The organism is Pseudomonas sp. NPDC089758 (assembly GCF_044748705.1).
Classification (GTDB): Bacteria; Pseudomonadota; Gammaproteobacteria; order Pseudomonadales; family Pseudomonadaceae; genus Aquipseudomonas; species Aquipseudomonas putida_X.
The window spans coordinates 339214-363202 of sequence record NZ_JBIVGN010000002.1 but is presented as its reverse complement, the minus strand read 5'-3'; the positions used below and the strand labels follow the sequence as shown (position 1 = coordinate 363202).

Sequence of the window (23989 nt, the reverse complement as noted above, 5' to 3'; positions counted from 1 at the left end):
TGCTACATGACCTATTCCCTCGAAGACCTGCTGCACCTCATGGCCCGGCTGCGCGACCCGCAGTACGGTTGCCCGTGGGACCTCAAGCAGAACTACGCGAGCATCGTGGCGCACACCATCGAAGAGGCCTACGAAGTTGCCGACACCATCGAGCGCGGGGATTTCGAGCACCTTCAGGGCGAACTCGGTGATCTGCTGTTCCAGGTGGTCTACTACAGCCAGCTGGCCAGGGAGGAGGGGCGGTTCGAGTTCGACGGTGTGGTCGATGCGATTACCCGCAAGCTGATCCGCCGCCACCCCCATGTATTTCCCACCGGCGAGTTGTACGCGCCGCTGGACACGCCGAGCCTGAGCGAGGCACAGGTCAAGTCGCGCTGGGAAGAAATCAAGGCCCAGGAACGTGCCGAGAAAAGCGAGCCTGAACAGCTGTCGCTGCTCGATGACGTGCCGGCGGCATTGCCTGCCCTGTCCCGGGCCGCCAAACTGCAAAAGCGTGCCGCCACTGTCGGTTTCGACTGGCCAGACGCATTGCCGGTGCTGGACAAGGTCCGTGAAGAGCTCGACGAAGTGTTGCAGGCCATGGCCGACGGGGATTCCGACTCAGTCGAAGATGAAGTCGGCGACCTGCTGTTCGCGGCTGTCAACCTGGCCCGTCACCTCAAGCAAGACCCGGAAAATGCACTGCGTCGTGCCAACCGCAAGTTCGAGCGGCGTTTCCGCTTCATCGAACAGGCATTGCGCGACAGCGGTCGCCCCATCGAATCGTGTAACCTTGACGAACTGGACGCCCTTTGGGGGGAAGCCAAACGTCAGGAAAAGAACCTGCCCAGCTGCGGCTGAGTGGCTGCATAAGTGAGTGAACATCCATGAGTCTTTCCCTTCGCGATCAATTGCTCAAGGCCGGTCTGGTCAACCAGAAGCAGGTCTCCCAGGCCAACAAGGCCCAAAAGAAACAGAAACGCCTGGAGCACAAGGGCCAGGTCGAAGTCGACGACACCCAGCAGCGCCTGGCCAAGGAAGCCATGGCCGAGAAGGCCAAGCGTGACCAGGAACTGAACCGTCAGCAGCAGGAAAAGGCCGAACAGAAGGCCCGTGCCGCGCAGATCAAGCAGTTGATCGAGGCGACCCGCCTGCCCAAGCTCACGACTGAGGACTACTACAACTTCGTCGACGACAAGAAGGTCAAACGTATTGCGGTAAACGCCCTGATGCGTACCAAGCTGAGCAATGGCGCGCTAGCGATCGTGTCGTTTGGTGGGGGGTACGAAGTCATTCCGCGCGAGGCAGCGGTGAAGATCCAGGAGCGCGACCCCCATCGCATCCTGCTGCTCAATACCCATGTCGAGGAAGCGGATGAGGACGATCCGTATGCGGCGTACAAGATCCCTGACGACTTGATGTGGTAAGCACCAATCACCCCGCCTTAGCGGTAGTGTCAGTCAGTTAGCGTTAGTAGGGCCGCTGCGCGGCCCATCGCTGGCAAGCCAGCGCCCACAGGTACAGCACACACCTCGAGTACTGCGCTGCCCCCAGGAAGTGGGACACCAAGCCAATGTCTTGTGGTACTCCATCCTGTGGGGCAACTGTCTTGCTCAACTTCTAAAAGCTGGCGCGATCCCGGTGGGAGCCGGCTTGCCGGCGATGGGCCGCGCAGCGGCCCCAAATCAAAAGCCTGTGCGGGTCATTGCGAAGTGCGCTGGTTTTCCTGCACTTCAAGCTCTGCCCGGTATTGGTGGGCTTCGTGTTCATTGTGGAACATTCCGACCAATTCGCCTTGCTGGTGCACATCCCAGATCCGCACGCCAGCGGCCAGGCCTTCGTGGGACATTTTCGATTCGTCGCGTTCAGTTACTTGGACTGTCATCGTTAAACTCCACTGTTCAGTTGGTTGCGACATTCTGTCGCGCACCTCTTTTATAGAGTTTGTTAGCAGCCTAAGTAAATAAAATAGCCATGAAACAAGTTTCATGTTGCCCAGGCAAAAAGAAGCCCCGCACAGGGCGGGGCTACGGATCTTGCGGGCTGCGGCTTAGCTGCCTTTGACCGACTTGCCATCGACCGTACCATCCTGCAGCACGATCACATACTCCTTGCCATCGGTTTCGACCTGGCGCAGTTGGACCAGCAGGTAGTCCCAGTCCTTGGCGAACCACAGCTCGGTGATGCGCTTGCTCTGGCTTGGGTCGCGCACGCGCTCGACCTTTACCGCCTCGACCTGGCCGGTTTTGGTGGTGACTTTCTCTGTGCCCAGCACGCGGAAGTCGTAGGTGTCGATCTCGTCACCATCGACCACCTGGTAGGTCATGCTTTTCTTGCCAGCGGCCACATCATGCTGCAGCGCCAGCTGATAAGAGGACTTGTCCAGCACGCCGCGGTTGAGCGGCAGGCTGACGGCGTCACCCCGGTCGCTGCCGGTGACTTTCTTGCCGCTCCAGTCGAAGGTGAGGTCGACTTTCTTGGCTTTGCCCAGGCCGCCACGCTCGAAGTGATACTTCTGCGGCAGCAGGGTGTCGTTGTCCATGCGCAGGGTGCTTTGCTCGGTCAGGCTGGCGATCATCATGGAAGCCTTGAAATTAAGGTCCCAGGTACCGTTGGCATTCTTGACCAGGCTGCGCTCGGCAGTGCCGCTCATGGGAAGTTGCTTCCAGTCGGCGGTGTAACTGGCCGAGAAGGGTTTCAGATCGGCTGCCTGGAGGGGCAGGGCGAGCACGGCGAGAGCCAAGAGCAGGGCGCGACGCATAAATTCTCCTAGGGTCGGATCAAATGACCACTGGCCGGCAGTGGCTGGCCATCCAGTAATGCACCCTGTTCGCCCAGGCGCAAGCGCCCCTCGGCAAACCAGTGCACTGCCAGCGGGTAGATCTGGTGTTCCTGTTGGTGTACTCGCTGGGCCAGGCTCTCAGCGCTATCGCCTGACGCGACCGGCACCACAGCCTGTACGACCAGAGGGCCGCCATCGAGTTCCTCGGTGACGAAGTGTACGCTGCAGCCGTGCTCGGCGTCGCCTGCCTCCAAGGCCCGTCGGTGAGTATGCAGGCCCTTGTATTTGGGCAGCAGTGACGGATGGATGTTGAGCAGGCGGCCCTGATAGTGGCGAACGAAGCCGCCACTGAGGATACGCATGAAGCCGGCCAGCACTACCAGGTCGGGCGCGAAGCCGTCGATGCGCGCCATCAGCGCTGCATCGAAGGCTTCACGGCCGTCGAAGCCGGTGTGGTCCAGTACGGCGGTGGCGATACCCGCCGCCGCCGCGCGTTGCAGCCCGTAGGCGTCGGCGCGGTTGGAAATCACCGCAGCGATGCGTACCGGGCTGTTTTCACCATGGCTGCTATCGATCAAGGCTTGCAGGTTGCTGCCCGAACCCGACAGCAGTACCACTACATTGCAGGGCTCGCTCGGCATCAGTGTGCCTTGAGGTTCTGCAGCTCGACCTGGGCAGCGCCTTCAGCGGCTTGTTCGATGCGACCGATGACCCAAGGCTGCTCGCCTTCTGCACGCAGTACATTCAGTGCTGCCTCGACCTGGTCCTGGGCCACGCAGATGACCATGCCCACGCCGCAGTTCAGTACACGGTGCATCTCGTGCTCGTCGACGTTGCCTTTCTCTTGCAGGAAGTCGAATACCGCAGGGCGCTGCCAGCTGGCCACGTCAACCACGGCCTGGGCGTTTTTCGGCAGAACGCGCGGGATGTTGTCCAGCAGGCCACCACCGGTGATGTGGGCCATGGCCTTGACGGCGCCGGTCTGCTTGATCAGTTGCAGCAGTGGCTTGACGTAGATGCGGGTCGGCGCCATCAGCAGGTCGGTCAGCGGCTTGCCGTCGAGCTGGGTGTTCTCGATGTCGGTCGCCGACACCTCGAGAATCTTGCGGATCAGCGAGTAACCGTTGGAGTGCGGGCCGGAAGACGGCAGGGCGATCAGCGCGTCGCCGGTAGCGACCTTGGAGCCGTCGATGATCTCGGCCTTTTCCACCACGCCGACGCAGAAACCGGCCAGGTCGTAATCTTCGCCTTCGTACATGCCCGGCATTTCTGCGGTTTCGCCGCCAACCAGGGAGCAGCCGGCCAGCTCACAGCCTGCGCCGATGCCGGTGACCACGGTCGCGGCGACGTCGACGTTGAGCTTGCCGGTGGCGTAGTAGTCGAGGAAGAACAGCGGCTCGGCGCCGCAGACCACCAGGTCATTGACGCACATGGCGACCAGGTCCTGGCCGATGCTGTCGTGCTTGTTCAGGTTCAGCGCCAGGCGCAGCTTGGTGCCGACGCCGTCGGTGCCAGAGACCAGCACCGGCTGCTTGTAGCCGGCCGGGATCTCGCAGAGGGCGCCGAAGCCACCCAGGCCACCCATGACTTCAGGGCGTGCGGTGCGTTTTGCCACGCCCTTGATGCGTTCGACCAGTGCTTCGCCGGCGTCGATGTCTACACCGGCGTCCTTGTAGCTCAGGGAGGGTTGCTTGCTCATTGATCCAGGCCTTTAAGAGGGAGGGATTCGTAAAAACGACCGTGACGGCCAAGGCCGGCTGGGAGCGGCGGCTGCCTGAAACGTCAGAGGTCTGTGAAGGCGCGCGATTTTATCAGGGTTGCGGTGCAGCGGCCATCCTCAGGCCGACGGGCAGGGCAGTAAATTACTGAAAAAGCCTCGCGGGTGGTTGATGCAGCCCCTTCTGTATAAGCTGCAATCAGCGAGCCCCAGTCGCGAGTCAAAGCGCTGGGGTTCTGACTGCTTTTTCTTACAGCTTGAAGCTTGCAGCTTGAAGCTCGACTGGACAGGAATCCTCAATGCGTCTTCTCAATTATCTGTCAGCCGGCTGCCTTGCCTTGGTCAGTATCGCCGCCCAGGCCGAAAGCGTTTCCGGGCTCTATCAGGTGCGCGAACCGCTCGAAGGGCAGGGCGCTGAAGCCCGTACTGCAGCCACCACCAAGGCGCTCGATACGTTGGTGCTGCGCCTGACCGGCGACCCCAAGGCCCCGCAAAACCCGGCGCTGGCCGAGCTGCGCAAAGACCCGCAACAGATCATCAACCAGGTCGGTACCGAGGCCGGCCCGCCTGAGTCGGTGATGGTCGAGTTCGACCCTGGTAGCACCGAGCGGGCCTTGCGCAAGGCCGGGCTGGCGCTGTGGGGCAGCAATCGGCCGTCGATTCTCGGCTGGTGGCTCAATGACAGTGTCGAGGGCAGCAGCCTGGTTGGCGATGGCCAGACCAGCGCCCAGGCGCTGCGCCGTGCCGCCCAGCACCGCGGCCTGCCACTGCGCCTGCCGCTGGCCGACCTGCAGGAGCAACTGGTGGCCAACGCCAAACAGCTCGAAGGCAACGACCCGGCGCCACTGCGCGAAGCTTCCGAGCGTTATGGCGCCGATGCGCTGTTGGCCGTGCACGCCCTGGAGGCTGACGGCAAGTGGCAAGGCAAATGGCAGCTGTGGCTGGGCGACAAGCGCGAGCAAGGCAGCGCTGAAGGCGCAGACCAGGCCGCATTGGCCGATGCTGTGATGCTGGCTGTCAGCAACCGCCTGGCCCCTCGTTACGTGACCCGGCCCGGCGCCAGCAGCCAGTTGCAGGTGCAGGTGCAAGGCGTGAACCTGCAGCGTTACGCTGAGCTCAACCGCGTGCTCGAACCTTACGGCCCGCGCCTGCAACTGGCCGACGGCAAGACCTTGACCTATGGCGTCACTGCCAACCCTGAGCAGTTGCGTGCACAGCTTGGCTTGGCCAAGTTGCAGGAGGTCCCCGCTGAGCAGGCGCCTGCCGCCCCGGCTACGCCTGCGCCTGCCGCCCCGGCTACGCCTGCGCCTGGAGCCGAAGCTACGCCAGGGCAACCGGCAACGGCTGCTGTAGCCCCCAAGCCGTTCGACGGCCTGCGTTTTCGCTGGTAAGGATAAGCGACCATGACTGATATGCGCCGTTGGATCTGGGTGGGTGTCGCCCTGCTGATCGCCCTGCTTCTTTATGGCCTGCACAACATCCTCTCACCCTTTTTGGTGGGTATCCTGCTGGCTTATCTGGCCGATCCGCTGGTCGATCGCCTGGAGCGCATGGGGTTGTCGCGGACCTGGGGAGTGGTGGTGGTCTTCACCCTGTTCACCTTGATCCTGCTGGCGCTGCTGCTCATCCTGATCCCGATGCTGGCCAAACAGCTGGTGCGGCTGTATGAACTGACGCCGCAGATGCTCGACTGGTTGCAACATGTGGCGCTGCCCTGGGTGCAGAGCCGCCTGGGCCTGGCCGACGGGTTCTGGAAGTTCGACAAGATCAAGGCCGCGGTCAGTGAGCATATGGGCCAGACCACGGACATCGTTGGCATGCTGCTGTCCCAAGCCACTGCCTCGAGCCTGGCGCTGCTGGCCTGGCTGGCCAACTTCGTGCTGATCCCGGTGGTGGGCTTCTATCTGTTGCGCGACTGGGACCTGATGATGGCCAAACTGCGCAGCCTGCTGCCGCGCCAGCGCGAGTCGCAGGTGGTCGGGCTGGCCGCAGAGTGCCATGAGGTGTTGGGGGCCTTCGTGCGGGGCCAGTTGATGGTCATGCTGGCGCTCGGGGTGATCTATTCCGCCGGGCTGATGCTGGTGGGGCTGGAGCTGGGGCTGCTGATCGGCATGCTGGCCGGCCTGGCGGCCATCGTGCCCTACATGGGCTTCATCATTGGCATCGGTGCGGCGCTGGTGGCCGGGTTGTTCCAGTTTGGCGGCGACCTGTACCCGATGCTGGGCATCGTCGCAGTGTTCATGGTCGGCCAGGCGCTGGAAGGCATGGTGCTGACACCGTTGCTGGTGGGGGACCGTATCGGCCTGCATCCGGTGGCGGTGATCTTCGCCATCCTTGCCGGGGGCGAACTGTTCGGCTTTACCGGCGTGCTGCTGGCCTTGCCAGTGGCTGCAGTGATCATGGTGCTGCTGCGCCATGTGCATGACCTGTACAAGGAATCGGACATGTACGCGGGGGAGGTCGACCCTGATCTGTAAGCTACTGTCTTGCTCTACTTCTAAACGCTGGCGCCATCCAAGTGGGAGATTGCCGGCGATGGGCCGCAAAGCGGCCCCCGATGCTCGCTGGTTCCGTCGAGGGCGCTCGGGGTATTACAGCTCCGCTAAGGGGCTGCTACGCAGCCCATCGCCGGCAAGCCGGCTCCCACCACGACCGCGCTGTTCTTCAGGCCTGCGCTTTACCTGTGGAAGCAACTGTCTTGCCCAATGTCTAAAGGCCGGCGCAATCCCTGTAGGCGCCAAACTGTCTTGCAACTCGTTGATTTTGCTTGTGCTCCGTGCCTTCGCGATTGTGCCACCCGCGTTGCGGGTATAGACTTTGCACACCGATCACCCTAGGCCCCCTGTGGTCTCCCGACCGCCCGCGAGCATGAAACCACCGATCCAGTTGCCCCTGGGTGTGCGCCTGCGCGATGACGCCACCTTCATCAACTACTATCCGGGCGCCAATGCAGCGGCGTTGGGCTACGTAGAGCGGCTGTGCGAAGCCGACGCCGGCTGGACCGAGAGCCTCATCTACCTGTGGGGCAAGCAGGGTGTCGGCCGTAGCCACCTGTTGCAGGCCGCCACTCACCGCTTCCAGCAGCGGGGCGAAGCCGCTGTGTACCTGCCGCTGGCGCAGTTGCTCGATCGTGGTATCGGGTTGCTCGATTACCTGGCGCAGTACGAACTGGTGTGCATCGACGACTTGCACGTGATTGCCGGCAAGGCAGAGTGGGAAGAGGCGATGTTCCATCTGTTCAACCGCCTGCGCGACAGTGGTCGGCGCCTGCTGCTGGCCGCCTCGGCCTCGCCGCGCGAACTGCCGATCAAGCTGCCCGACCTCAAGTCCCGCCTGACCCTGGCGCTGGTATTCCAGATGCGCGGGCTGTCTGATGAAGACAAGCTGCGCGCCCTGCAATTGCGCGCTTCGCGCCGTGGCCTGCACCTGACCGATGAAGTCGGCCACTTCATCCTGACCCGTGGTACGCGCAGCATGAGTGCCCTGTTCGACCTGCTCGAGCGGCTCGATCAGGCTTCTTTGCAGGCACAGCGCAAGCTGACCATCCCGTTCCTGAAAGAAACCCTTGGCTGGTAAGCCCTTGAATACGGGGCTTTGAGCGGCAAAACGAAAAAGTCACATCTTTTTCGATAAAATTTGCAAATGGGCCTGATAGAAGGCATAGTTTCCCCCTTCTAAAGGACTACAGACACGGTCGTGCCCATGCTCAAGCGCTTCGCACCCCTCGTGCCCCTCGCACTTGTGACCCTGCTGATTGGCTGCGCGGCCCAAGGCCCTGTTTCCCAGCCCCAGGATCACACCCCGGTCGCCGCTCAGTCGGCGCCCAAGGCCAAAGCTTCGGTATCGTCCGTGTTCGGCGAGCAACCCGAAGTGGCCACTGAAGATGACCTTCAGGCGTTCTCCAGCACCAGCAAGCCTTATCAGTTGCCAGCCTTGGCCGACAGCATCCTCGAACGTGGCATGTCGCTGATCGGTACCCGTTACCGCTACGGTGGTACCTCGCAGGCGTCCGGTTTCGATTGCAGCGGTTTCATCGGCTACCTGTTTCGCGAAGAGGCCGGCATGACCCTGCCGCGCTCGACCCGCGAAATGATCAACGTCGATGCGCCCAAGGTGGCCCGCAACAAGCTCAAGCCGGGTGACTTGCTGTTCTTCAGCACCAATGGCCGTGGCCGTGTCAGCCATGCCGGCATCTATCTGGGTGACAACCAGTTCATCCACTCCAGCAGCCGCCGCAGCGGTGGTGTGCGCATCGACAACCTCGGTGATCGCTACTGGAGCAAGACCTTCATCGAGGCCAAGCGCGCCCTGGCCATGGCGCCGGCGAGCAATCTCGCACGCAACTGATATCAAAATGATGTACCCTGCCACGGCGACGATGCTTGAAAAGCTAGTCGCCGTGCGCATTTACAGAATGCGTCTAATCTAAATTCTCAACACTTTTCGGTTGCAGCCCAGCGATCTCAGACAGGATGTTCTGCCATGGTGATGATGGCGCGCTTCGCACTCCTTTCCCTGGTGGCATTGCTTGCTGCCTGCTCCAGCCGTGCCCCGGCACCGGCGCCTGTGGTACAGCCTCAGGTCTCGTACAGCCAACCCCCTGCTTCGCCGATTGCCAACGACGTGCTGATGCGCGCGATCGGTCTGGTGGGTACGCCGTATCGCTGGGGCGGTAACACACCCGATTCCGGTTTCGATTGCAGTGGCTTGATCAACTATGTCTACCGGGATGCGGCGGGCATCAGCCTGCCTCGCTCCACCCGAGAAATGATCGTCATGCGTGCTCCGACCGTGGATGTCCACTCCCTGCAATCGGGCGACCTGGTGTTCTTCGCCACCAGCGGTGGTTCGCAGGTCAGTCACGCCGGTATCTACGTGGGCGAAGGGCGTTTCGTGCATGCTCCGTCCACCGGTGGCACTGTGCGCCTGGATTACCTGTCCAACAGTTACTGGTCCAAAGCCTACCTGCAGGCAAAACGGGTGATCACTCAAGGGCATCTGGCGCATAACCCTTGATCGCGCAAGGCGCTACGGCGCCTTGCTTACCCGCCACACCACGTTGCCCACATCGTCTGCCACCAGCACGCCGCCGCGATGGTCGTTGACCACGCCTACCGGTCGCCCCATGGCGTTGGCATCGCCATCCAGAAAGCCGCTGAGCAGGTCGATCGGTTTGCCGACAGGTTTGCCAGCCGTGTCGAAGGGCACGAAGATCACTTTGTAGCCACTGTGCGGTTGGCGATTCCAGGAACCATGCTGGCCCACGAAAGCACCGTGGTCGAACGGTGCAGGCAGCGCTCCGGGCTCTGCAAACGCCAACCCCAGTGATGCGGTATGGGGCCCCACGGCATAGTCCGGCACAAGTGCCTGCGCGACTTTTTGCGGGTTCGGCGGCACGACCCGCTCATCGACGTGCTGGCCGTAATAGCTGTAGGGCCAACCATAAAAGCCGCCATCTTTCACCGATGTGATGTAGTCGGGCACCAGGTCACTGCCGATCTCGTCACGCTCGTTGACTGCCGTCCACAAGGCACCAGTACGCGGCTCCCAGGCCAGGCCGTTGGGGTTGCGCAGCCCAGAGGCAAAGATCCGGTGCGCGCCGCTGGCCGCATCGACCTCCCAGATCGCAGCGCGTCCCTGTTCCTGTTCCATGCCGTTCTCACCGACATTGCTGTTGGAGCCGACTGTCACATACAGCTTCTTGCCATCGGCACTGGCAATGACGTTCTTGGTCCAGTGATGGTTCAGGGGCCCCGCTGGCAACTCGATGACCTGCGCCGGCGGTTCGCGAAGCTGCAGAGCACCCGATGTGTAGCGAAAGCGCAGCAGCCTGTCGGTGTCGGCGACATAGAAATCCTGGCCGATCAGTGCCATGCCAAACGGCGAATTGAGCCCGTCGATGAAGGTCGTGCGGGTGTCGGCAACGCCGTCATGGTCGGCATCGCGCAGCAAGGTGATGCGGTTGGCGCTGGGCACCGCGGCACCGGCGCGCTTCATCGCCCTGTCCATGGCCCAGCCACGCAGGCCCTTGCCATCATCAGGCCTGGGCGGGGCATTGGTCTCTGCCACTAGCACATCACCGTTGGGCAGTACATGAAGCCAACGCGGGTGGTCGAGGTTGTCGGCGAAGGCGTTCACCTGTGTGCCTGCTGCCGCCTTGGGTTTACCACCCGTTGGCCAACCGATGGCGGGCGCGATATTGACGGTGGGTATCAACGTCTTTTTCGGTGGGGGCAGCTGTACAGACGGGCCGCTGCCCTCACTGACCTCCAGCATGGCCCTTTCGGTGCAGCCCGCCAGGCAAGCGCCCAGTACCCAAGGAAAGACAACACGCATGTGTTTCATGTCTGCACCCCTGTGACGATGCTCTTGAAGATTCAGAGCCGGGAGAACGGCCAGTGGTTCAGCTGAGCACTTCCCGGTCGTAGCGGCCGATCCGCTCGCAGCGATCCATGAGCAATCGATCATGCGCCTTTATCGGCATCAGATCGCTGCCAAATCACCCCCTTCGATTGACGCTCCCGGTGCAACACTCTAACCTTCGCGCGTGTTTCAGGTGCCCTGCAAGCCCGTCTGGGCAGGGTGAAACTGGGAAGCCGGTGTGCGCCTATAAGGTGCGAGTCCGGCGCTGCCCCCGCAACGGTAGGTGAGTCAAAAACCGCGCACGGCCACTGGATGCCAGTATCCGGGAAGGCGCGCGGGCCCGGGCCAACGCCCGCTCACGAGCCCGGAGACCGGCCTGTCACTGCCAACGGCATCACGGAGGGTGATGCGCGGTGCACCGTGGCGTCTGGCCACGGCCCTGCGCGCTCTCCGTCTGCCCGCCTATCGACCTGTCGCCGTGTCTTACGCGGCGACAGCCTGCGGAGACCCCCATGAGCGAAACCACCGAACGCGACGAACGTCACCTGGCGCGCATGCAGCGCAAGAAGGCGATCATCGACGAGCGCATCGCCAATTCCCCTAATGAGTGCGGCCTGCTGCTGGTGCTGACCGGCAATGGCAAGGGCAAGAGCAGTTCCGCGTTCGGCATGCTCGCACGCGCCTTGGGCCACGGCATGCAGTGCGGCGTGGTGCAGTTCATCAAGGGCCGCAACAGTACCGGCGAGGAGCTGTTCTTCCGGCGCTTCCCCGAGCAGGTGCGGTACCACGTGATGGGCGAAGGCTTCACCTGGGAAACCCAGGACCGCCAGCGCGACATTGCCGCCGCTGAGGCAGCCTGGGCGGTTTCACGCCAGCTGCTGCAGGACCCGAGCGTCCAGTTCGTGGTGCTCGACGAGCTGAACATCGCCCTCAAGCACGGCTACCTCGACCTCGATCAGGTGCTTGGCGACATCCAGGCGCGCCCCCCCATGCAGCATGTGATCGTCACTGGCCGCGCGGCCAAAGCCGAAATGATCGAACTGGCCGACACCGTTACCGAGATGGGCATGCTCAAGCATGCCTTCCAGGCGGGTATCCGTGCCCAGAAGGGCGTCGAACTGTGAGTCAGACGCGCCACTGCCCAGCCGTCCTGATCGCAGCACCGGCATCTGGCCAGGGCAAGACCACCGTGACCGCAGCCCTGGCCCGCCTGCACCGCAACCTTGGGCGCAAGGTCCGTGTGTTCAAATGCGGGCCTGATTTTCTCGACCCGATGATCCTCGAGCGTGCCAGTGGGGCGCCGGTGTACCAGCTCGACCTGTGGATGATCGGTGCGCAGGAAAGCCGCCGCCTGCTGTGGGACGCGGCGGGTGAGGCCGACCTTATCCTGATAGAGGGCGTGATGGGGCTGTTCGACGGCACCCCGTCCAGTGCCGACCTGGCGCGCCACTTCGGCGTGCCGGTGTTGGCGGTGATCGATGGTACGGCCATGGCCCAGACCTTTGGTGCACTGGCCCTGGGGCTGGCGCGCTACCAGCCCGACCTGCCGTTCGCAGGGGTGCTCGCCAACCGTGTCGGCAGCCTGCGCCACGCGCAGTTGCTCGAAGGCAGCCTGAGCGAAGGCCTGCGCTGGTACGGCGGGTTGTCGCGCGAGCGCGGTATCGAGCTGCCCAGCCGCCACCTGGGGTTGGTACAGGCCAGCGAGCTGAATGACCTGGATGCGCGCCTGGACGCTGCCGCCCAGGCACTGGGCAGCAGCTGCGATGCCGCATTGCCGCCGCCGGTGGCATTCGCCGCGCCGCAGGAAGTGCCCTGCACCGCCTCGCTGGCGGGTGTGCGCATTGGCGTCGCCCGGGACGCAGCGTTCGCCTTCACCTACGGCGCCAACCTCGACCTGCTGCGCAACCTGGGCGCACAGCTGGCGTTCTTCTCACCGCTGCACGACCGCGCGTTGCCCGATGTAGACAGCCTGTACCTGCCGGGCGGCTACCCGGAGCTGTACCACCATGCGCTGGCCGCCAACGCCCCGATGTGCGCCGCGATCCGTGCGCACCACGGCGCCGGCAAGCCGTTGCTGGCCGAGTGCGGTGGCATGCTCTACCTGCTCGATGCCCTGACCGACGTAGCCGGTGAGCGTGCAGCGCTGCTCGGCCTGCTGCCCGGCGAGGCGACCATGCAAAAACGCTTGGCGGCGCTGGCCCTGCAAGCTGTGGAGCTGCCCGAAGGCACTCTGCGCGGCCACACCTACCACCACTCCCTGACCAGCACCGAGCTGCAGCCCATCGCGCGCGGCCTGAGCCCCAACGGCGGGCGCGGCAACGAGGCGGTCTACCGCCTTGGGCGGCTCACTGCATCCTATGTGCACTTCTATTTCCCCTCCAACCCAGAGGCGGCGGCGGCGCTGTTGCGGCCATGAGCGAGCACGCCTTCAGTGATGCCGAGCGCGCGGCCGTCTACCGGGCAATCGGCGAGCGCCGCGACATGCGCCACTTCGCCGGCGGCAGCGTTGCGCCTGACGTGCTCGGCCGCCTGCTCGGCGCAGCGCACCAGGCCCCCAGCGTTGGCCTGATGCAGCCTTGGCGGTTCATCCGCATCAGCCAGGGGGATCTGCGCGGGCGGATCCAGGCGCTGGTGGAGGAGGAGCGGGTGCGCACGGCCCAGGCCTTGGGCGAGCGCAGCGACGCCTTCATGAAGCTCAAGGTAGAAGGCATCAACGACTGCGCCGAAGTCTTGGTGGCGGCATTGATGGACAACCGCGAGCCACATATTTTCGGCCGGCGGACCTTGCCGGAAATGGACCTCGCCTCGCTCGCCTGCGCCATTCAGAACCTGTGGCTGGCGGCCCGTGCCGAAGGGCTGGGGCTGGGCTGGGTCTCGTTGTTCGACCCGCAGGCACTGGCTGCGCTGCTGGGCATGCCTGCCGGCGCCAAACCGGTGGCGGTGCTGTGCCTGGGGCCTGTCACCGAGTTCTATCCGGCGCCCATGCTGGTGATGGAAAACTGGGCCCAGGAGCGGCCTTTGAGCGACATGCTGTATGAGAACCACTGGGGAGAGCGCCCATGAGTGTCGCTTTGCTGACCGTGGCCGGTGTGGCCCTGGATGCATTGTTCGGCGAGCCGCAGCGGCGCCATCCGCTGGTGGCCTTCGGTAACCTGGCGTCGAGCCTGGAGCAGCGCCTGAATGCCGGTGGGCGTGGTTGGCGCAGCCACGGCGTGAGTGCCTGGTTCCTGGCCGTGGTGCCCTTGACCCTGGTGGCGCTGATCCTCTCCTGGCTGCCCTACATTGGCTGGTTGGTGGATGTGCTGGCGCTGTACTGCGCCCTGGGCCTGCGCAGCCTGGGCGAGCATGTGCTGCCGGTCGCCAGCGCCTTGCGCCAGGGTGATCTGGAGGATGCGAGGCGCCGCGTCGGTTACCTGGTCAGCCGCGAGACCGGCGAGCTCGACGAGCCGGCCGTGGCCAGGGCCGCAACCGAATCGGTGCTGGAGAACGGCAGCGATGCCGTGTTCGCCGCGCTGTTCTGGTTCATCGTGGCCGGAGCGCCGGGCGTGGTCCTGTACCGCCTGAGCAATACGCTGGATGCCATGTGGGGCTACCGCAATGAACGCTTTGAACGCTTCGGGTGGTGTGCGGCGCGCATCGACGATGTACTCAACTATATTCCCGCAAGGCTGGTGGCACTGACCTACGCCTTGCTCGGCAAAACCCGCCTGGCGCTGGCCTGTTGGCGCAACCAGGGCCCGTTGTGGGACAGCCCCAACGCCGGGCCGGTGATGGCGGCGGGGGCCGGTGCGCTGGGTGTCGAACTCGGTGGCCCGGCGGTGTATCACGGTGAGCGCCACGAGCGCCCGCGCCTGGGCGAAGGCCCGGTAGCCGATGCCGGTGCCATCGAGCGCGGCTGGGCCCTGGTGCAGCGTGGCGTGTGGTTGTGGTTGCTGGTGATGTGCGTGGGAGCCTACTGCAATGCTTGAACATGGCGGCCGACTGCTCAGGGCAGTGCGGCAATACGGGATTGCCCGGGAGGCCTGGCTCGATCTGTCCAGCGGTATTGCGCCGTGGGCCTACCCGGTGCCGCCGATCCCGGCGCACGCCTGGGCGCGGCTACCCGAGACCGAAGACGGCCTCGAAGAGGCGGCCCGCCAGTACTACGGTGTTGGCCAATTGTTGCCGGTAGCGGGCTCGCAAGCGGCGATCCAGGCCCTTCCGCATCTGCGCCCGCGCGGTCGTGTCGGAGTGCTGTCGCCGTGCTATGCCGAGCATCCACAGGCCTGGCGACGCGCCGGGCATCACGTGATCGAACTGGATGAAAGCGAGGCCCAGGCGTGCCTGGACAGCCTCGATGTGCTGGTGCTGGTCAACCCGAACAACCCCACCGGCCACCGCGTGCCGCGCGATCGCCTGCTGGCATGGCATGCCCGCCTGGCCGAGCGCGGCGGCTGGTTGGTGGTGGATGAAGCCTTCATGGACAACACGCCCGAGCACAGCGTGGCCGGTTGCGCCGAACGCCCTGGGCTGATCGTGCTGCGCTCGTTCGGCAAGTTCTTCGGCCTGGCCGGTGTGCGCTTGGGCTGCGTGGCAGCCGAGCAGCCACTGTTGCGGCGCATGGCCGACCTGCTGGGCCCGTGGACCATCAGCGGCCCGACCCGGGTGCTGGCCCAGGCGTGTTTCGCCGACCGGGCAGCGCACCGGCTGCAGATCGAGCGTTGTGCCCGTGCCAGCCAACGGCTTGCCCGGCTGCTGGAAAACACTGGCCTGGCCCCCGCAGGTGGTTGCGACCTGTTCCAGTACGTACGCTACGAGCGCGCAGCGCACCTGCATGACTTTCTGGCCCGCCGCGGCATCCTGGTGCGCCTGTTCGAACAGCCACCTGCCGTGCGCCTGGGCCTGCCCGCCTGCGCTGCTGAAGAGCAGCGGCTGGCCCAGGCCCTGGCCGATTATCAGAAGGAAATGGCATGACCACCCTCATGGTGCAAGGCACCACCTCCGACGCCGGCAAGAGCACGCTGGTGACCGCCCTGTGCCGGTGGCTGCTGCGCGAGGGGGTGGCCGTGGTGCCGTTCAAGCCGCAGAACATGGCACTCAACAGTGCCGTGACTGCCGATGGCGGTGAGATCGGCCGCGCCCAGGCGGTCCAGGCCCAGGCTTGCCGCCTGGCGCCGCACACCGACATGAACCCGGTGCTGCTCAAGCCCAACAGTGACACCGGCGCCCAAGTCATCATCCATGGCCGCGCGGTCACCAGCATGAATGCGGTGGCCTATCACGACTACAAGGCCATTGCCATGCAGGCGGTACTGGCGTCCCACCAGCGCCTCAGCGGCCAGTACCCGGTGGTGATGGTCGAAGGTGCAGGTTCGCCTGCCGAGATCAACCTGCGTGCGGGTGACATCGCCAACATGGGGTTCGCCGAAGCGGTCGACTGCCCGGTGATTCTGGTCGCCGACATCAATCGCGGCGGCGTTTTCGCCCACCTGGTCGGCACCCTGGAACTGCTGTCGCCGACCGAGCAGGCCCGGGTCAAGGGCTTCGTCATCAACCGTTTCCGTGGTGACATCGCCCTGCTGCAGCCGGGCCTGGACTGGCTGGAGCAGCGCACGGGCAAGCCGGTGCTGGGTGTGCTGCCGTATGTCACCGACCTGCACCTGGAGGCCGAAGACGGCATCGATGTACGCCAGGCGGCCAAGGATGAGCGCGTGCTCAAGGTGATCGTGCCGGTGCTGCCGCGCATCAGCAACCACACCGACTTCGACCCATTGCGCCTGCACCCCCAGGTGGACCTGCAGTTCATCGGCCCTGGCCAGCCGATTCCGCCTGCCGACCTGATCATCCTGCCTGGCTCCAAAAGCGTGCGTGGCGATCTGGCGCAACTGCGCGCGCGCGGTTGGGATACCGCCATCGCCCGCCATCTGCGCTACGATGGCAAGCTCATCGGTATCTGTGGCGGCCTGCAGATGCTGGGCCGTGAGGTGCATGATCCGCTCGGCCTCGAGGGGCCTGCCGGGTCCAGCCCGGGGCTGGGCCTGCTCGATTACGCCACGGTGCTTGAGGCCGAGAAGCAGCTGCGCAACGTAGCCGGGGCCTTGCACCTCGAACAGTCGCCTGTGGCCGGTTACGAGATCCATGCCGGCGTCACCCAAGGCCCTGCGCTGGAGCGCCCCGCCGTGCAACTGGCCGATGGCCGCAGCGACGGAGCCATCAGCGCGGACGGGCAGATCCTCGCCACCTACCTGCATGGCCTGTTCGAAGGCAGCCAGTCGTGCGCAGCGCTGCTGCGTTGGGCGGGCCTGGCGGACGTGCAGCAGATCGATTACCAGGCCCTGCGCGAACGGGATATCGAACGCCTGGCCGACCTGGTGGAAAAGCACCTGGACACCGCGCAACTGCGCAAACTTTGTGGGCTCGCCTGACATGCGCAACCTGATCCTCGGCGGTGCCCGTTCGGGCAAAAGCCGCCTGGCCGAACAACTGGCAGTCGACAGCGGCCTGCCGGTGACCTATATCGCCACCAGCGAACCCCTTGACGGCGAAATGAACGAACGGGTACGCCTGCACCGCCAGCGCCGGCCAAGCGATTGGGCGCTGATCGAAGAGCCGCTGGCCCTGGCTGCCGCGCTGCGCGCCGAAGCGGGCGAAGGGCGCTGCCTGCTGGTGGACTGCCTGACCCTGTGGCTGACCAATCTGTTGATGCTCTACGACGATCAGCGCCTGGCCCAAGAGCGCGATGCACTGCTCGACTGCCTGGAGCAATTGCCCGGCGTGATCATTCTGGTCAGCAATGAAACCGGCCTGGGTGTAGTGCCCATGGGCGAGCTGACCCGGCGCTATGTCGACCAGGCCGGCTGGCTGCACCAGGCCGTCGCCGAACGTTGCCAGCGCGTGGTACTCACTGTCGCCGGCCTGCCCCTGATGCTCAAAGGACCTGCTTTATGAATTCGACCTGGTGGCTTGATGCCTGCCAACCTCTGGACACCGCCGCCATGGATCAGGCCCGCGCCCGTCAGCAGCAGCTGACCAAACCTGCCGGGTCGCTCGGCCAGCTGGAACACCTGGCTGTGCATCTGGCCGGGCTGCAGGGGGTTGAGCGACCGAGCCTGGTTCAGGTCGCCATCACGCTCTTTGCCGGTGACCATGGCGTGGTCGAGGAGGGGATTTCGGCCTATCCGCAGGCGGTCACCGGGCAGATGTTGCGCAACTTCGTCGGCGGCGGCGCAGCGATCAGCGTGCTGGCGCGCCAACTGCAGGCAAGCCTGGACGTGGTCGACCTCGGTACCATCGACCCGAACCTGCAATTGACTGGTGTTCGCCACCTGTGCCTGGGTGCCGGCACCGCCAACTTCGCCCGCCAGCCGGCGATGACCGAGGTGCAACTGCGGGCGGCCCTGCAAGCCGGCCGTGACAGCGCCCTGCGCGCAGCCCAGAACGGCGCGCAGCTGTTCATCGGCGGCGAGATGGGCATCGGCAATACCACGGCTGCTGCAGCGCTGGCCAGCACCCTGCTGGGCTGCCCGGCGCGCGAACTCAGTGGCCCAGGCACTGGCCTGGACAGCGCAGGGGTCCGCCACAAGGCTGAGGTGATCGAGCGCGCTTTGGTGCTGCACGGCCTGCGTGCCGACGACCCGCTGCAGGCGCTGGCCTGTGTGGGTGGTTTTGAGATCGCCGCCCTGGCCGGCGCCTACCTGGCCTGTGCACAGCAGGGCATCGCGGTGTTGGTGGACGGCTTCATCTGCAGCGTCGCCGCGCTGGTAGCCGTGCGCCTGAACCCACACTGTCGGGCCTGGCTGCTGTTTGCCCACCAAGGTGCCGAGCCTGGGCACAAGGCGTTGCTCGAGGCCCTGCAGGCCGAGCCGCTGCTGGCCCTGGGGCTGCGCCTGGGCGAGGGCAGCGGTGCGGCGCTGGCGGTGCCACTGTTGCGCATGGCCTGCGTGCTGCATGGGCAGATGGCGACCTTTGCCGAAGCGGCCGTGGCGGACCGGCCGGCATGATGCTGCACTTGTTGCGCCACGGTGAAACCGAACAGGGTGGCGGTTTGCGTGGCAGCCTGGACGATGCCCTCACCGAACTGGGCTGGGCGCAGATGCGCAGTGCCGTGGAGGATCGCGCCCCTTGGCAAGTAGTGGTCAGCTCACCCTTGCAGCGTTGTGCGCGGTTTGCCGATGAGCTGGGTGAACGGCTGGGTTTGACGGTGCAGCGCGAAGCCGATCTGCAAGAGCTGCACTTCGGTGAGTGGGAAGGGCGCAGCGCCCTGCAGATCATGCAGACGCAAGCGGATGAGCTGGGGCGTTTCTGGGCCGATCCTTACAGCTATACGCCGCCCGGCGGTGAGGCCGTCAGTGCGTTCGCCCAGCGGGTGCTGGGGGCTGTCGCCCGCTTGCATCAGCAGCATGCCGGCAAGCAGGTGTTGCTGGTCACCCACGGTGGCGTCATGCGCCTGCTGCTGGCGCGTGCGCGCGGTTTGCCCAAGGAGCAGTTGCTGCAGGTCGAAGTGGGCCACGGCGCGCTTGTACGTCTGGGCCTGGGCGGAGACGGCCAATTGACCGAGGTGCACTGAAATGCTGCCTTTTTGGATTGCCCTGCAGTTTCTCAGCAGCCTGCCGGTACGCTTGCCCGGTATGCCTGAACCGCGGGAGGTGGGGCGCTCGCTGCTGTGCTATCCGCTGGTCGGCTTGCTGTTCGGGCTGTTGCTGTGGCTTGCCAGCCATCTGTTGCAAGGCGCGCCGGCACCTTTGCACGCGGCGTTGCTGCTGGCCCTATGGGTATTGCTCAGTGGTGCGCTGCACCTGGACGGCCTGGCAGACAGCGCTGATGCGTGGCTGGGTGGGTTCGGCGATCGCGAGCGCACGCTCAAGATCATGAAGGACCCGCGCAGCGGGCCGATTGCCGTGGTCACCCTGGTGCTGGTGTTGTTGCTGAAGTTCTGTGCGCTGTGGGTGCTTGTCGAGCGCGGCGCGGGTGCACTGCTGGTGCTGGCACCTGTGATTGGGCGGGCAGCGATGCTGGGGCTGTTCCTGGGCACGCCATACGTGCGCCCTGGCGGGCTTGGGCAGGCGCTGGCCGAGCACCTGCCGCGTCGCACGGCGCGCTGGGTGCTGTTGGGCAGTTTGCTGTTCTGCCTGCTGCTGGGGGGCTGGAGTGCGCTGTGGGCGGGCCTGCTGGCGTTCGCGGTGTTCTGCTGGTTACGACAGCTGATGTGCCAGCGCTTGGGCGGGACCACTGGCGATACCGCGGGGGCAGTGCTGGAGTTGCTGGAGCTGGCCGTGGTGCTGGGGCTCGCTTTGGGGATGTAGCTGCACCTGCCAGGTGCAATGCCCGGCAATACATCAGCAAATGCTTCGTGGGTCGGAAAGGGTATCCTCGGTTTTTTGCATTGGCCAAGGAGGCCTCATGTGGCATTGGATCCTTGCCAGCTTGCTCATCTTTGCCCTGCCACCAGCCCTTGCCGCCGACCTCATTGGCTTCTGGAACACCCCGCGCCACGGCGGTAACAGCTTCAACCGCCTGCCACCCGATCAGGCTTACTTCGACGCTTTGCGCGGTTATGGCGCAACCTGGGTGCGGTTGTCCTATGACAAATGGCAACCTGCGCAGCGCGACTTTCTGTTGGGTAGCGCCGACCATTACCGGGGCTTGGCCGAAACGGACCTCAAAACACTGCGCGAAACACTTGATCGTGCGCATGAGGCTGGCCTGAAGGTCGTGATTGCCCCACTTTCGCTGCCGGGCATGCGCTGGTCGCAAAACAACCAGGGCCAGTTCGATGACCGCTTGTGGCAAGACAAGCAGTACTGGGCCCAGGCGGCCGATTTCTGGCGTGACCTGGCGCGCGAGCTCAAGGGCCACCCGGCCATCGCTGCCTACAACCTGATCAACGAACCTGCACCGGAGCGTGAGGGCGGCCTCGCCGAGCATGCGCCCGCGCGGCACATGCAGCAGTGGTATGCGCGCGAAAAGGGCGGAGCACGTGACCTGCCCGGCTTTTACCGGCAACTGCTGCTGGCGATCCGTGAGGTGGATACGCTCACGCCAGTCATGCTCGACGCTGGTTGGTATGCAGCAGCCGATGCTTTGAGCTACTGGCCCGAGCCGCTCAAGGATCAGCGGGTGCTGTACAGCATTCACATGTACGAGCCCTATGCCGCCACCAGCGCGCCAAACATGGCGCGCAAAAAACCGTATGCCTATCCGGGGCCGGTGCCCTTTGCCGGGCAAACCTGGCACTGGGATGGCAAACGGGTAGAGCAGTACCTTGAGCAGCCGCTGGCGTGGATGGCGGCCCACAACGTGCCGCGTGAGCGCCTGGTCGTTGGCGAGTTCGGTTGCATGCGCCGCTTGCCGGGTTGCAGGCAGTACCTTGAAGACGTGCTCAGCGTGCTTGATCGCAACCAGTTGCACTGGGCCTTCTACAGCTTCCGTGAGGACAGCTGGGATGGCATGGACTATGAGCTGGGTTCGGCCAAGGTGCCCTGGCGCTATTGGCAAGCCATCGATAACGGGGCACCGGACCCGCTGGCGCGCAGCGCTACCGCAGCATTCGAGCCGATCCGCCGACGTTTGAGCCCGCAGCAGCGCTGAAACTTCTTGCAACATGCCAAACGCGGGTATATACACGTAACCATGTTGACCAGTGAATGCATCTGCACCCACCTGCGTCGTGCCGCCCGTGGGGTGAGCCGGCATTACGACGAAGCCCTCGAAGGTTTCGGCATCAACGTCGCCCAATTTTCCCTATTGCGCCACCTGCAGCGGCTCGACCGGCCGAGTATCACCACCCTGGCTGAAGCCATGGGCCTGGAGCGCAGCACCCTTGGCCGCAACCTGAGGGTGCTGGAAGCCGAAGGCTTGGTAGCTTTGGCTGAGGGGGATGACCAGCGCAACCGTGTCGTGCTGTTGACTGACGCGGGGGCGAGCCGCTTGCAAGCGGCCTACCCAGCATGGGAGCTGGCGCAGCAAGTACTGGTGCAGCGATTGGGTGAGGGGCAGCGCGACCAGTTGGTGCGTTTGCTGGCACAACTGGCTTGAGCCAATTTGACTTAAAGCGGGTATATACCCGCATAACCTTGTGATGTGCTGGAGATAACGACAATGACTTCGGTTTGGCGAACCAGCGGGTGGGTACTGGTGGGGGCTGCGTTGATCCTGGCATTGTCCCTGGGTGTGCGGCACGGCTTCGGCTTGTTCCTGGCGCCGATGAGCGCAGATTTTGGCTGGGGCCGTGAAGTTTTCGCGTTCGCCATTGCCCTGCAGAACCTGATCTGGGGTTTGGCGCAGCCGTTTGCCGGTGCGTTGGCAGACCGCCTGGGCGCAGCGCGGGTGGTCATCATCGGCGGCATCTTGTATACCGCGGGCCTGCTGCTGATGAGTACGGCCGACTCGGCCTGGTCGCTGTCACTCAGTGCCGGCCTGCTGATTGGTATCGGCCTGTCCGGCACCTCGTTCTCGGTCATTCTTGGCGTGGTTGGCCGGGCGGTGCCGGCTGAGAAGCGCAGCATGGCCATGGGCATTGCCAGCGCGGCAGGCTCGTTCGGCCAGTTTGCCATGCTGCCCGGTACGCTGGGCCTTATCGAATGGCTGGGCTGGTCGGCAGCGCTGCTGGTGCTCGGCCTGCTGGTGGCATTGATCGTGCCCTTTGTCGGGCTGCTGCGTGACCGCCCGTTGCCTGCCCTCGGTGGCGAACAAACGCTGGGCCAGGCGTTGCGTGAAGCCTGCTCGCATTCGGGTTTCTGGCTGCTGGCGCTGGGCTTTTTTGTCTGCGGCTTCCAGGTGGTATTCATTGGCGTGCACTTGCCGGCCTATCTGGTTGACCAGCACCTGGCGGCAACCACCGGTACCACCGTGCTGGCGCTGGTCGGGCTGTTCAACATCGTCGGCACCTACACGGCGGGCTGGTTGGGTGGGCGCATGTCCAAGCCGCGCCTGCTCACGGCGTTGTACCTGTTGCGCGCGGTGGTGATCGTGCTGTTCCTCTGGGCACCCGTGACCCAGTTCAGCGCCTACCTGTTCGGCATTGCCATGGGCTTGCTGTGGCTTTCGACCGTGCCCTTGACCAACGGCACCGTTGCCACGGTATTCGGCGTGCGTAACCTGTCGATGCTGGGCGGCATCGTCTTCCTGTTCCATCAGTTGGGTGCCTTCCTCGGTGGCTGGCTGGGGGGTGTGGTGTATGACCGTACCGGTAATTACGACCTGGTCTGGCAGATCTCCATTCTGCTCAGCCTGCTGGCTGCCGCGCTCAACTGGCCGGTGAGTGAGCGCCCGGTCGCCCGCCTGCAGGCTCAGGCGGCATGAACCGCTACCTGGCCCGCGCGTTGCTCGCCGTGGGGGCGGCACTGCTGCTGGTGCTGGCGTGGTGGGGCTGGCATCGGGGCGGCATGGCCCTCATGCAACTGGGCGTAGGTGTGTGTTAAGCGCTACCCTGCAAGTTCGAGGGTCGTCTTGCAGAGGAGTGTTTTGATGCGTGCATATGGGTTGATGATGCCGTTGCTGGTCATGTTCGCTGCCGGTTCTGCCTGGGCGGCGGATTGCCCGGCATTGTTGCAGGGCAGCTTGCCGGAGTTGCGTGGCAAGGGTGAGGTCGACCTTTGCCAGCGTTTTGCCGGTAAGCCTCTGGTGGTGATCAACACGGCCAGTTATTGCGGGTTTGCGCCGCAGTTCGAGGGGCTTGAGAGTGTCTACAAGAAATATCACGAGCAAGGGTTGGAGATGCTCGGCGTGCCGTCCAACGATTTCAAGCAGGAAGACGTCGACAGCGAGAAGACCGCCAAGGTCTGTTATGCCAACTATGGCGTGACGTTCACCATGACCAAGACCCAGGCGGTGCGTGGCAAGGATGCGATCCCGCTGTTCGTGGGGCTGGCGGAGCAGAGCAGTGCTCCGAAGTGGAATTTCTACAAGTACGTGATTGATCGCAGGGGCAAGGTGATTGCCAACTTCTCCAGCCTGACCAAACCGGATGATGCTGAGTTCACGGCGGCGATCGAGAAGGCGATTGCATCGCAGCCATAACCCCGCGCTCTTGTTTTGCCTTGCTATCGCTTGGGGGTTGCAGCCCATCGCTGGCAAGCTGGCCCTTACAGGTACAACACAGAACCTAAAGAGCTGCGCGGTCCCTGTGAGCGCCAGCGTGCCCGCGATGGGCTGCGTAGCAGCCCTGAAAT

General features: G+C 64.4%; 27 protein-coding genes and 1 riboswitch. Of the genes, 22 read left to right on the top strand and 5 right to left on the bottom strand.

Annotated features, from left to right (window positions below; all coding sequences use genetic code 11):
• Positions 1–6: 6 nt before the first annotated feature.
• A complete protein-coding gene (gene mazG / locus ACIPZH_RS04390; RefSeq protein WP_400635283.1) occupies positions 7–840 on the top strand; it encodes a nucleoside triphosphate pyrophosphohydrolase in 834 nt (277 codons plus the stop codon).
• A gap of 26 nt (positions 841–866) precedes the next feature.
• Positions 867–1406, top strand: a complete 540-nt coding sequence (locus ACIPZH_RS04385) for a DUF2058 domain-containing protein (protein WP_241802756.1) — start codon at positions 867–869, stop codon at positions 1404–1406.
• Between the two features lie 275 nt (positions 1407–1681).
• Here ACIPZH_RS04385 and ACIPZH_RS04380 read toward each other — a convergent pair whose 3' ends face one another.
• The 4 genes from ACIPZH_RS04380 to purM form a co-directional block, all read right to left on the bottom strand.
• Positions 1682–1864 carry a hypothetical protein gene (locus ACIPZH_RS04380; protein WP_241802757.1) on the bottom strand — a complete coding sequence of 61 codons (183 nt, stop codon included), beginning with the start codon at positions 1862–1864 and terminating at the stop codon, positions 1682–1684.
• A gap of 165 nt (positions 1865–2029) precedes the next feature.
• Entirely contained in the window at positions 2030–2740 is a 711-nt protein-coding gene (locus ACIPZH_RS04375; protein WP_400635282.1) for a DUF3108 domain-containing protein, read from the bottom strand.
• A gap of 8 nt (positions 2741–2748) precedes the next feature.
• Entirely contained in the window at positions 2749–3402 is a 654-nt protein-coding gene (gene purN, locus ACIPZH_RS04370) for a phosphoribosylglycinamide formyltransferase (protein WP_349976574.1), read from the bottom strand.
• Complete coding sequence (gene purM / locus ACIPZH_RS04365; RefSeq protein WP_012313138.1) at positions 3402–4460, bottom strand: phosphoribosylformylglycinamidine cyclo-ligase; 1059 nt, start codon at positions 4458–4460, stop codon at positions 3402–3404. Before purM ends, purN begins: the two co-directional genes overlap by 1 nt.
• Before the next feature lie 317 nt (positions 4461–4777).
• Between purM and ACIPZH_RS04360 the strand changes: the two genes are divergently transcribed.
• From ACIPZH_RS04360 to ACIPZH_RS04340, 5 genes are all read left to right on the top strand, one after another.
• Positions 4778–5869 (top strand): DUF2066 domain-containing protein, encoded by a 1092-nt coding sequence (locus ACIPZH_RS04360; RefSeq protein ID WP_400635280.1) that lies wholly within the window; start codon positions 4778–4780, stop codon positions 5867–5869.
• Positions 5870–5881: 12 nt separating this feature from the next.
• Positions 5882–6955 (top strand): AI-2E family transporter, encoded by a 1074-nt coding sequence (locus ACIPZH_RS04355; RefSeq protein WP_241802762.1) that lies wholly within the window; start codon positions 5882–5884, stop codon positions 6953–6955.
• A gap of 391 nt (positions 6956–7346) precedes the next feature.
• A complete protein-coding gene (gene hda / locus ACIPZH_RS04350; protein WP_039601502.1) occupies positions 7347–8054 on the top strand; it encodes a DnaA regulatory inactivator Hda in 708 nt (235 codons plus the stop codon).
• Between the two features lie 126 nt (positions 8055–8180).
• A complete protein-coding gene (locus ACIPZH_RS04345) occupies positions 8181–8825 on the top strand; it encodes a C40 family peptidase (protein ID WP_400635278.1) in 645 nt (214 codons plus the stop codon).
• Positions 8826–8960: 135 nt separating this feature from the next.
• The gene (locus ACIPZH_RS04340) at positions 8961–9494 is read left to right on the top strand and encodes a C40 family peptidase (RefSeq protein ID WP_241802764.1); all 534 of its coding nucleotides are present in this window, start codon (positions 8961–8963) and stop codon (positions 9492–9494) included.
• Positions 9495–9506: 12 nt separating this feature from the next.
• Here ACIPZH_RS04340 and ACIPZH_RS04335 read toward each other — a convergent pair whose 3' ends face one another.
• Positions 9507–10823 (bottom strand): PQQ-dependent sugar dehydrogenase, encoded by a 1317-nt coding sequence (locus tag ACIPZH_RS04335; RefSeq protein ID WP_400635276.1) that lies wholly within the window; start codon positions 10821–10823, stop codon positions 9507–9509.
• 192 nt (positions 10824–11015) lie between these two features.
• A riboswitch (cobalamin riboswitch) is annotated at positions 11016–11236 on the top strand.
• A gap of 117 nt (positions 11237–11353) precedes the next feature.
• On the opposite strand from ACIPZH_RS04335, the gene cobO reads away from it, so the two are divergent.
• The 15 genes from cobO (at position 11354) to ACIPZH_RS04260 (ending at position 23837) form a co-directional block, all read left to right on the top strand.
• Positions 11354–11965: a cob(I)yrinic acid a,c-diamide adenosyltransferase gene (gene cobO, locus ACIPZH_RS04330; protein WP_267821733.1), complete on the top strand. Its 612-nt coding sequence runs from the start codon at positions 11354–11356 to the stop codon at positions 11963–11965.
• On the top strand, positions 11962–13257 hold the full coding sequence (locus ACIPZH_RS04325) for a cobyrinate a,c-diamide synthase (RefSeq protein ID WP_241802768.1): 1296 nt from the start codon (positions 11962–11964) through the stop codon (positions 13255–13257). Before cobO ends, ACIPZH_RS04325 begins: the two co-directional genes overlap by 4 nt.
• Complete coding sequence (bluB, locus tag ACIPZH_RS04320) at positions 13254–13904, top strand: 5,6-dimethylbenzimidazole synthase (RefSeq protein WP_241802769.1); 651 nt, start codon at positions 13254–13256, stop codon at positions 13902–13904. Before ACIPZH_RS04325 ends, bluB begins: the two co-directional genes overlap by 4 nt.
• Positions 13901–14809: an adenosylcobinamide-phosphate synthase CbiB gene (gene cbiB, locus ACIPZH_RS04315; protein ID WP_400635273.1), complete on the top strand. Its 909-nt coding sequence runs from the start codon at positions 13901–13903 to the stop codon at positions 14807–14809. Before bluB ends, cbiB begins: the two co-directional genes overlap by 4 nt.
• Entirely contained in the window at positions 14802–15794 is a 993-nt protein-coding gene (cobD, locus tag ACIPZH_RS04310; protein WP_400635271.1) for a threonine-phosphate decarboxylase CobD, read from the top strand. Before cbiB ends, cobD begins: the two co-directional genes overlap by 8 nt.
• Entirely contained in the window at positions 15791–17245 is a 1455-nt protein-coding gene (locus tag ACIPZH_RS04305) for a cobyric acid synthase (protein ID WP_400635270.1), read from the top strand. The genes cobD and ACIPZH_RS04305 overlap by 4 nt, the downstream gene beginning before the upstream one ends.
• A 1-nt stretch (position 17246) precedes the next feature.
• Positions 17247–17768: a bifunctional adenosylcobinamide kinase/adenosylcobinamide-phosphate guanylyltransferase gene (cobU, locus tag ACIPZH_RS04300; RefSeq protein ID WP_400635268.1), complete on the top strand. Its 522-nt coding sequence runs from the start codon at positions 17247–17249 to the stop codon at positions 17766–17768.
• Positions 17765–18820: a nicotinate-nucleotide--dimethylbenzimidazole phosphoribosyltransferase gene (gene cobT / locus ACIPZH_RS04295; RefSeq protein ID WP_400635266.1), complete on the top strand. Its 1056-nt coding sequence runs from the start codon at positions 17765–17767 to the stop codon at positions 18818–18820. The genes cobU and cobT overlap by 4 nt, the downstream gene beginning before the upstream one ends.
• The gene (gene cobC, locus ACIPZH_RS04290; protein ID WP_400635264.1) at positions 18817–19386 is read left to right on the top strand and encodes an alpha-ribazole phosphatase family protein; all 570 of its coding nucleotides are present in this window, start codon (positions 18817–18819) and stop codon (positions 19384–19386) included. The genes cobT and cobC overlap by 4 nt, the downstream gene beginning before the upstream one ends.
• Position 19387: 1 nt before the next feature.
• Positions 19388–20122 (top strand): adenosylcobinamide-GDP ribazoletransferase, encoded by a 735-nt coding sequence (locus ACIPZH_RS04285; RefSeq protein WP_400628553.1) that lies wholly within the window; start codon positions 19388–19390, stop codon positions 20120–20122.
• 97 nt (positions 20123–20219) lie between these two features.
• Complete coding sequence (locus ACIPZH_RS04280) at positions 20220–21407, top strand: glycoside hydrolase family 5 protein (protein WP_400635262.1); 1188 nt, start codon at positions 20220–20222, stop codon at positions 21405–21407.
• A gap of 42 nt (positions 21408–21449) precedes the next feature.
• Positions 21450–21854 carry a MarR family winged helix-turn-helix transcriptional regulator gene (locus ACIPZH_RS04275; protein WP_400628555.1) on the top strand — a complete coding sequence of 135 codons (405 nt, stop codon included), beginning with the start codon at positions 21450–21452 and terminating at the stop codon, positions 21852–21854.
• A 63-nt stretch (positions 21855–21917) separates the two neighbouring features.
• A complete protein-coding gene (locus tag ACIPZH_RS04270; protein ID WP_241802780.1) occupies positions 21918–23120 on the top strand; it encodes an MFS transporter in 1203 nt (400 codons plus the stop codon).
• Positions 23117–23239, top strand: coding sequence for a hypothetical protein (locus ACIPZH_RS04265; protein WP_267821751.1), 123 nt, complete (start codon positions 23117–23119; stop codon positions 23237–23239). The genes ACIPZH_RS04270 and ACIPZH_RS04265 overlap by 4 nt, the downstream gene beginning before the upstream one ends.
• Positions 23240–23285: 46 nt before the next feature.
• Positions 23286–23837, top strand: a complete 552-nt coding sequence (locus tag ACIPZH_RS04260; protein ID WP_400635260.1) for a glutathione peroxidase — start codon at positions 23286–23288, stop codon at positions 23835–23837.
• The last annotated feature ends 152 nt before the right edge of the window (positions 23838–23989 follow it).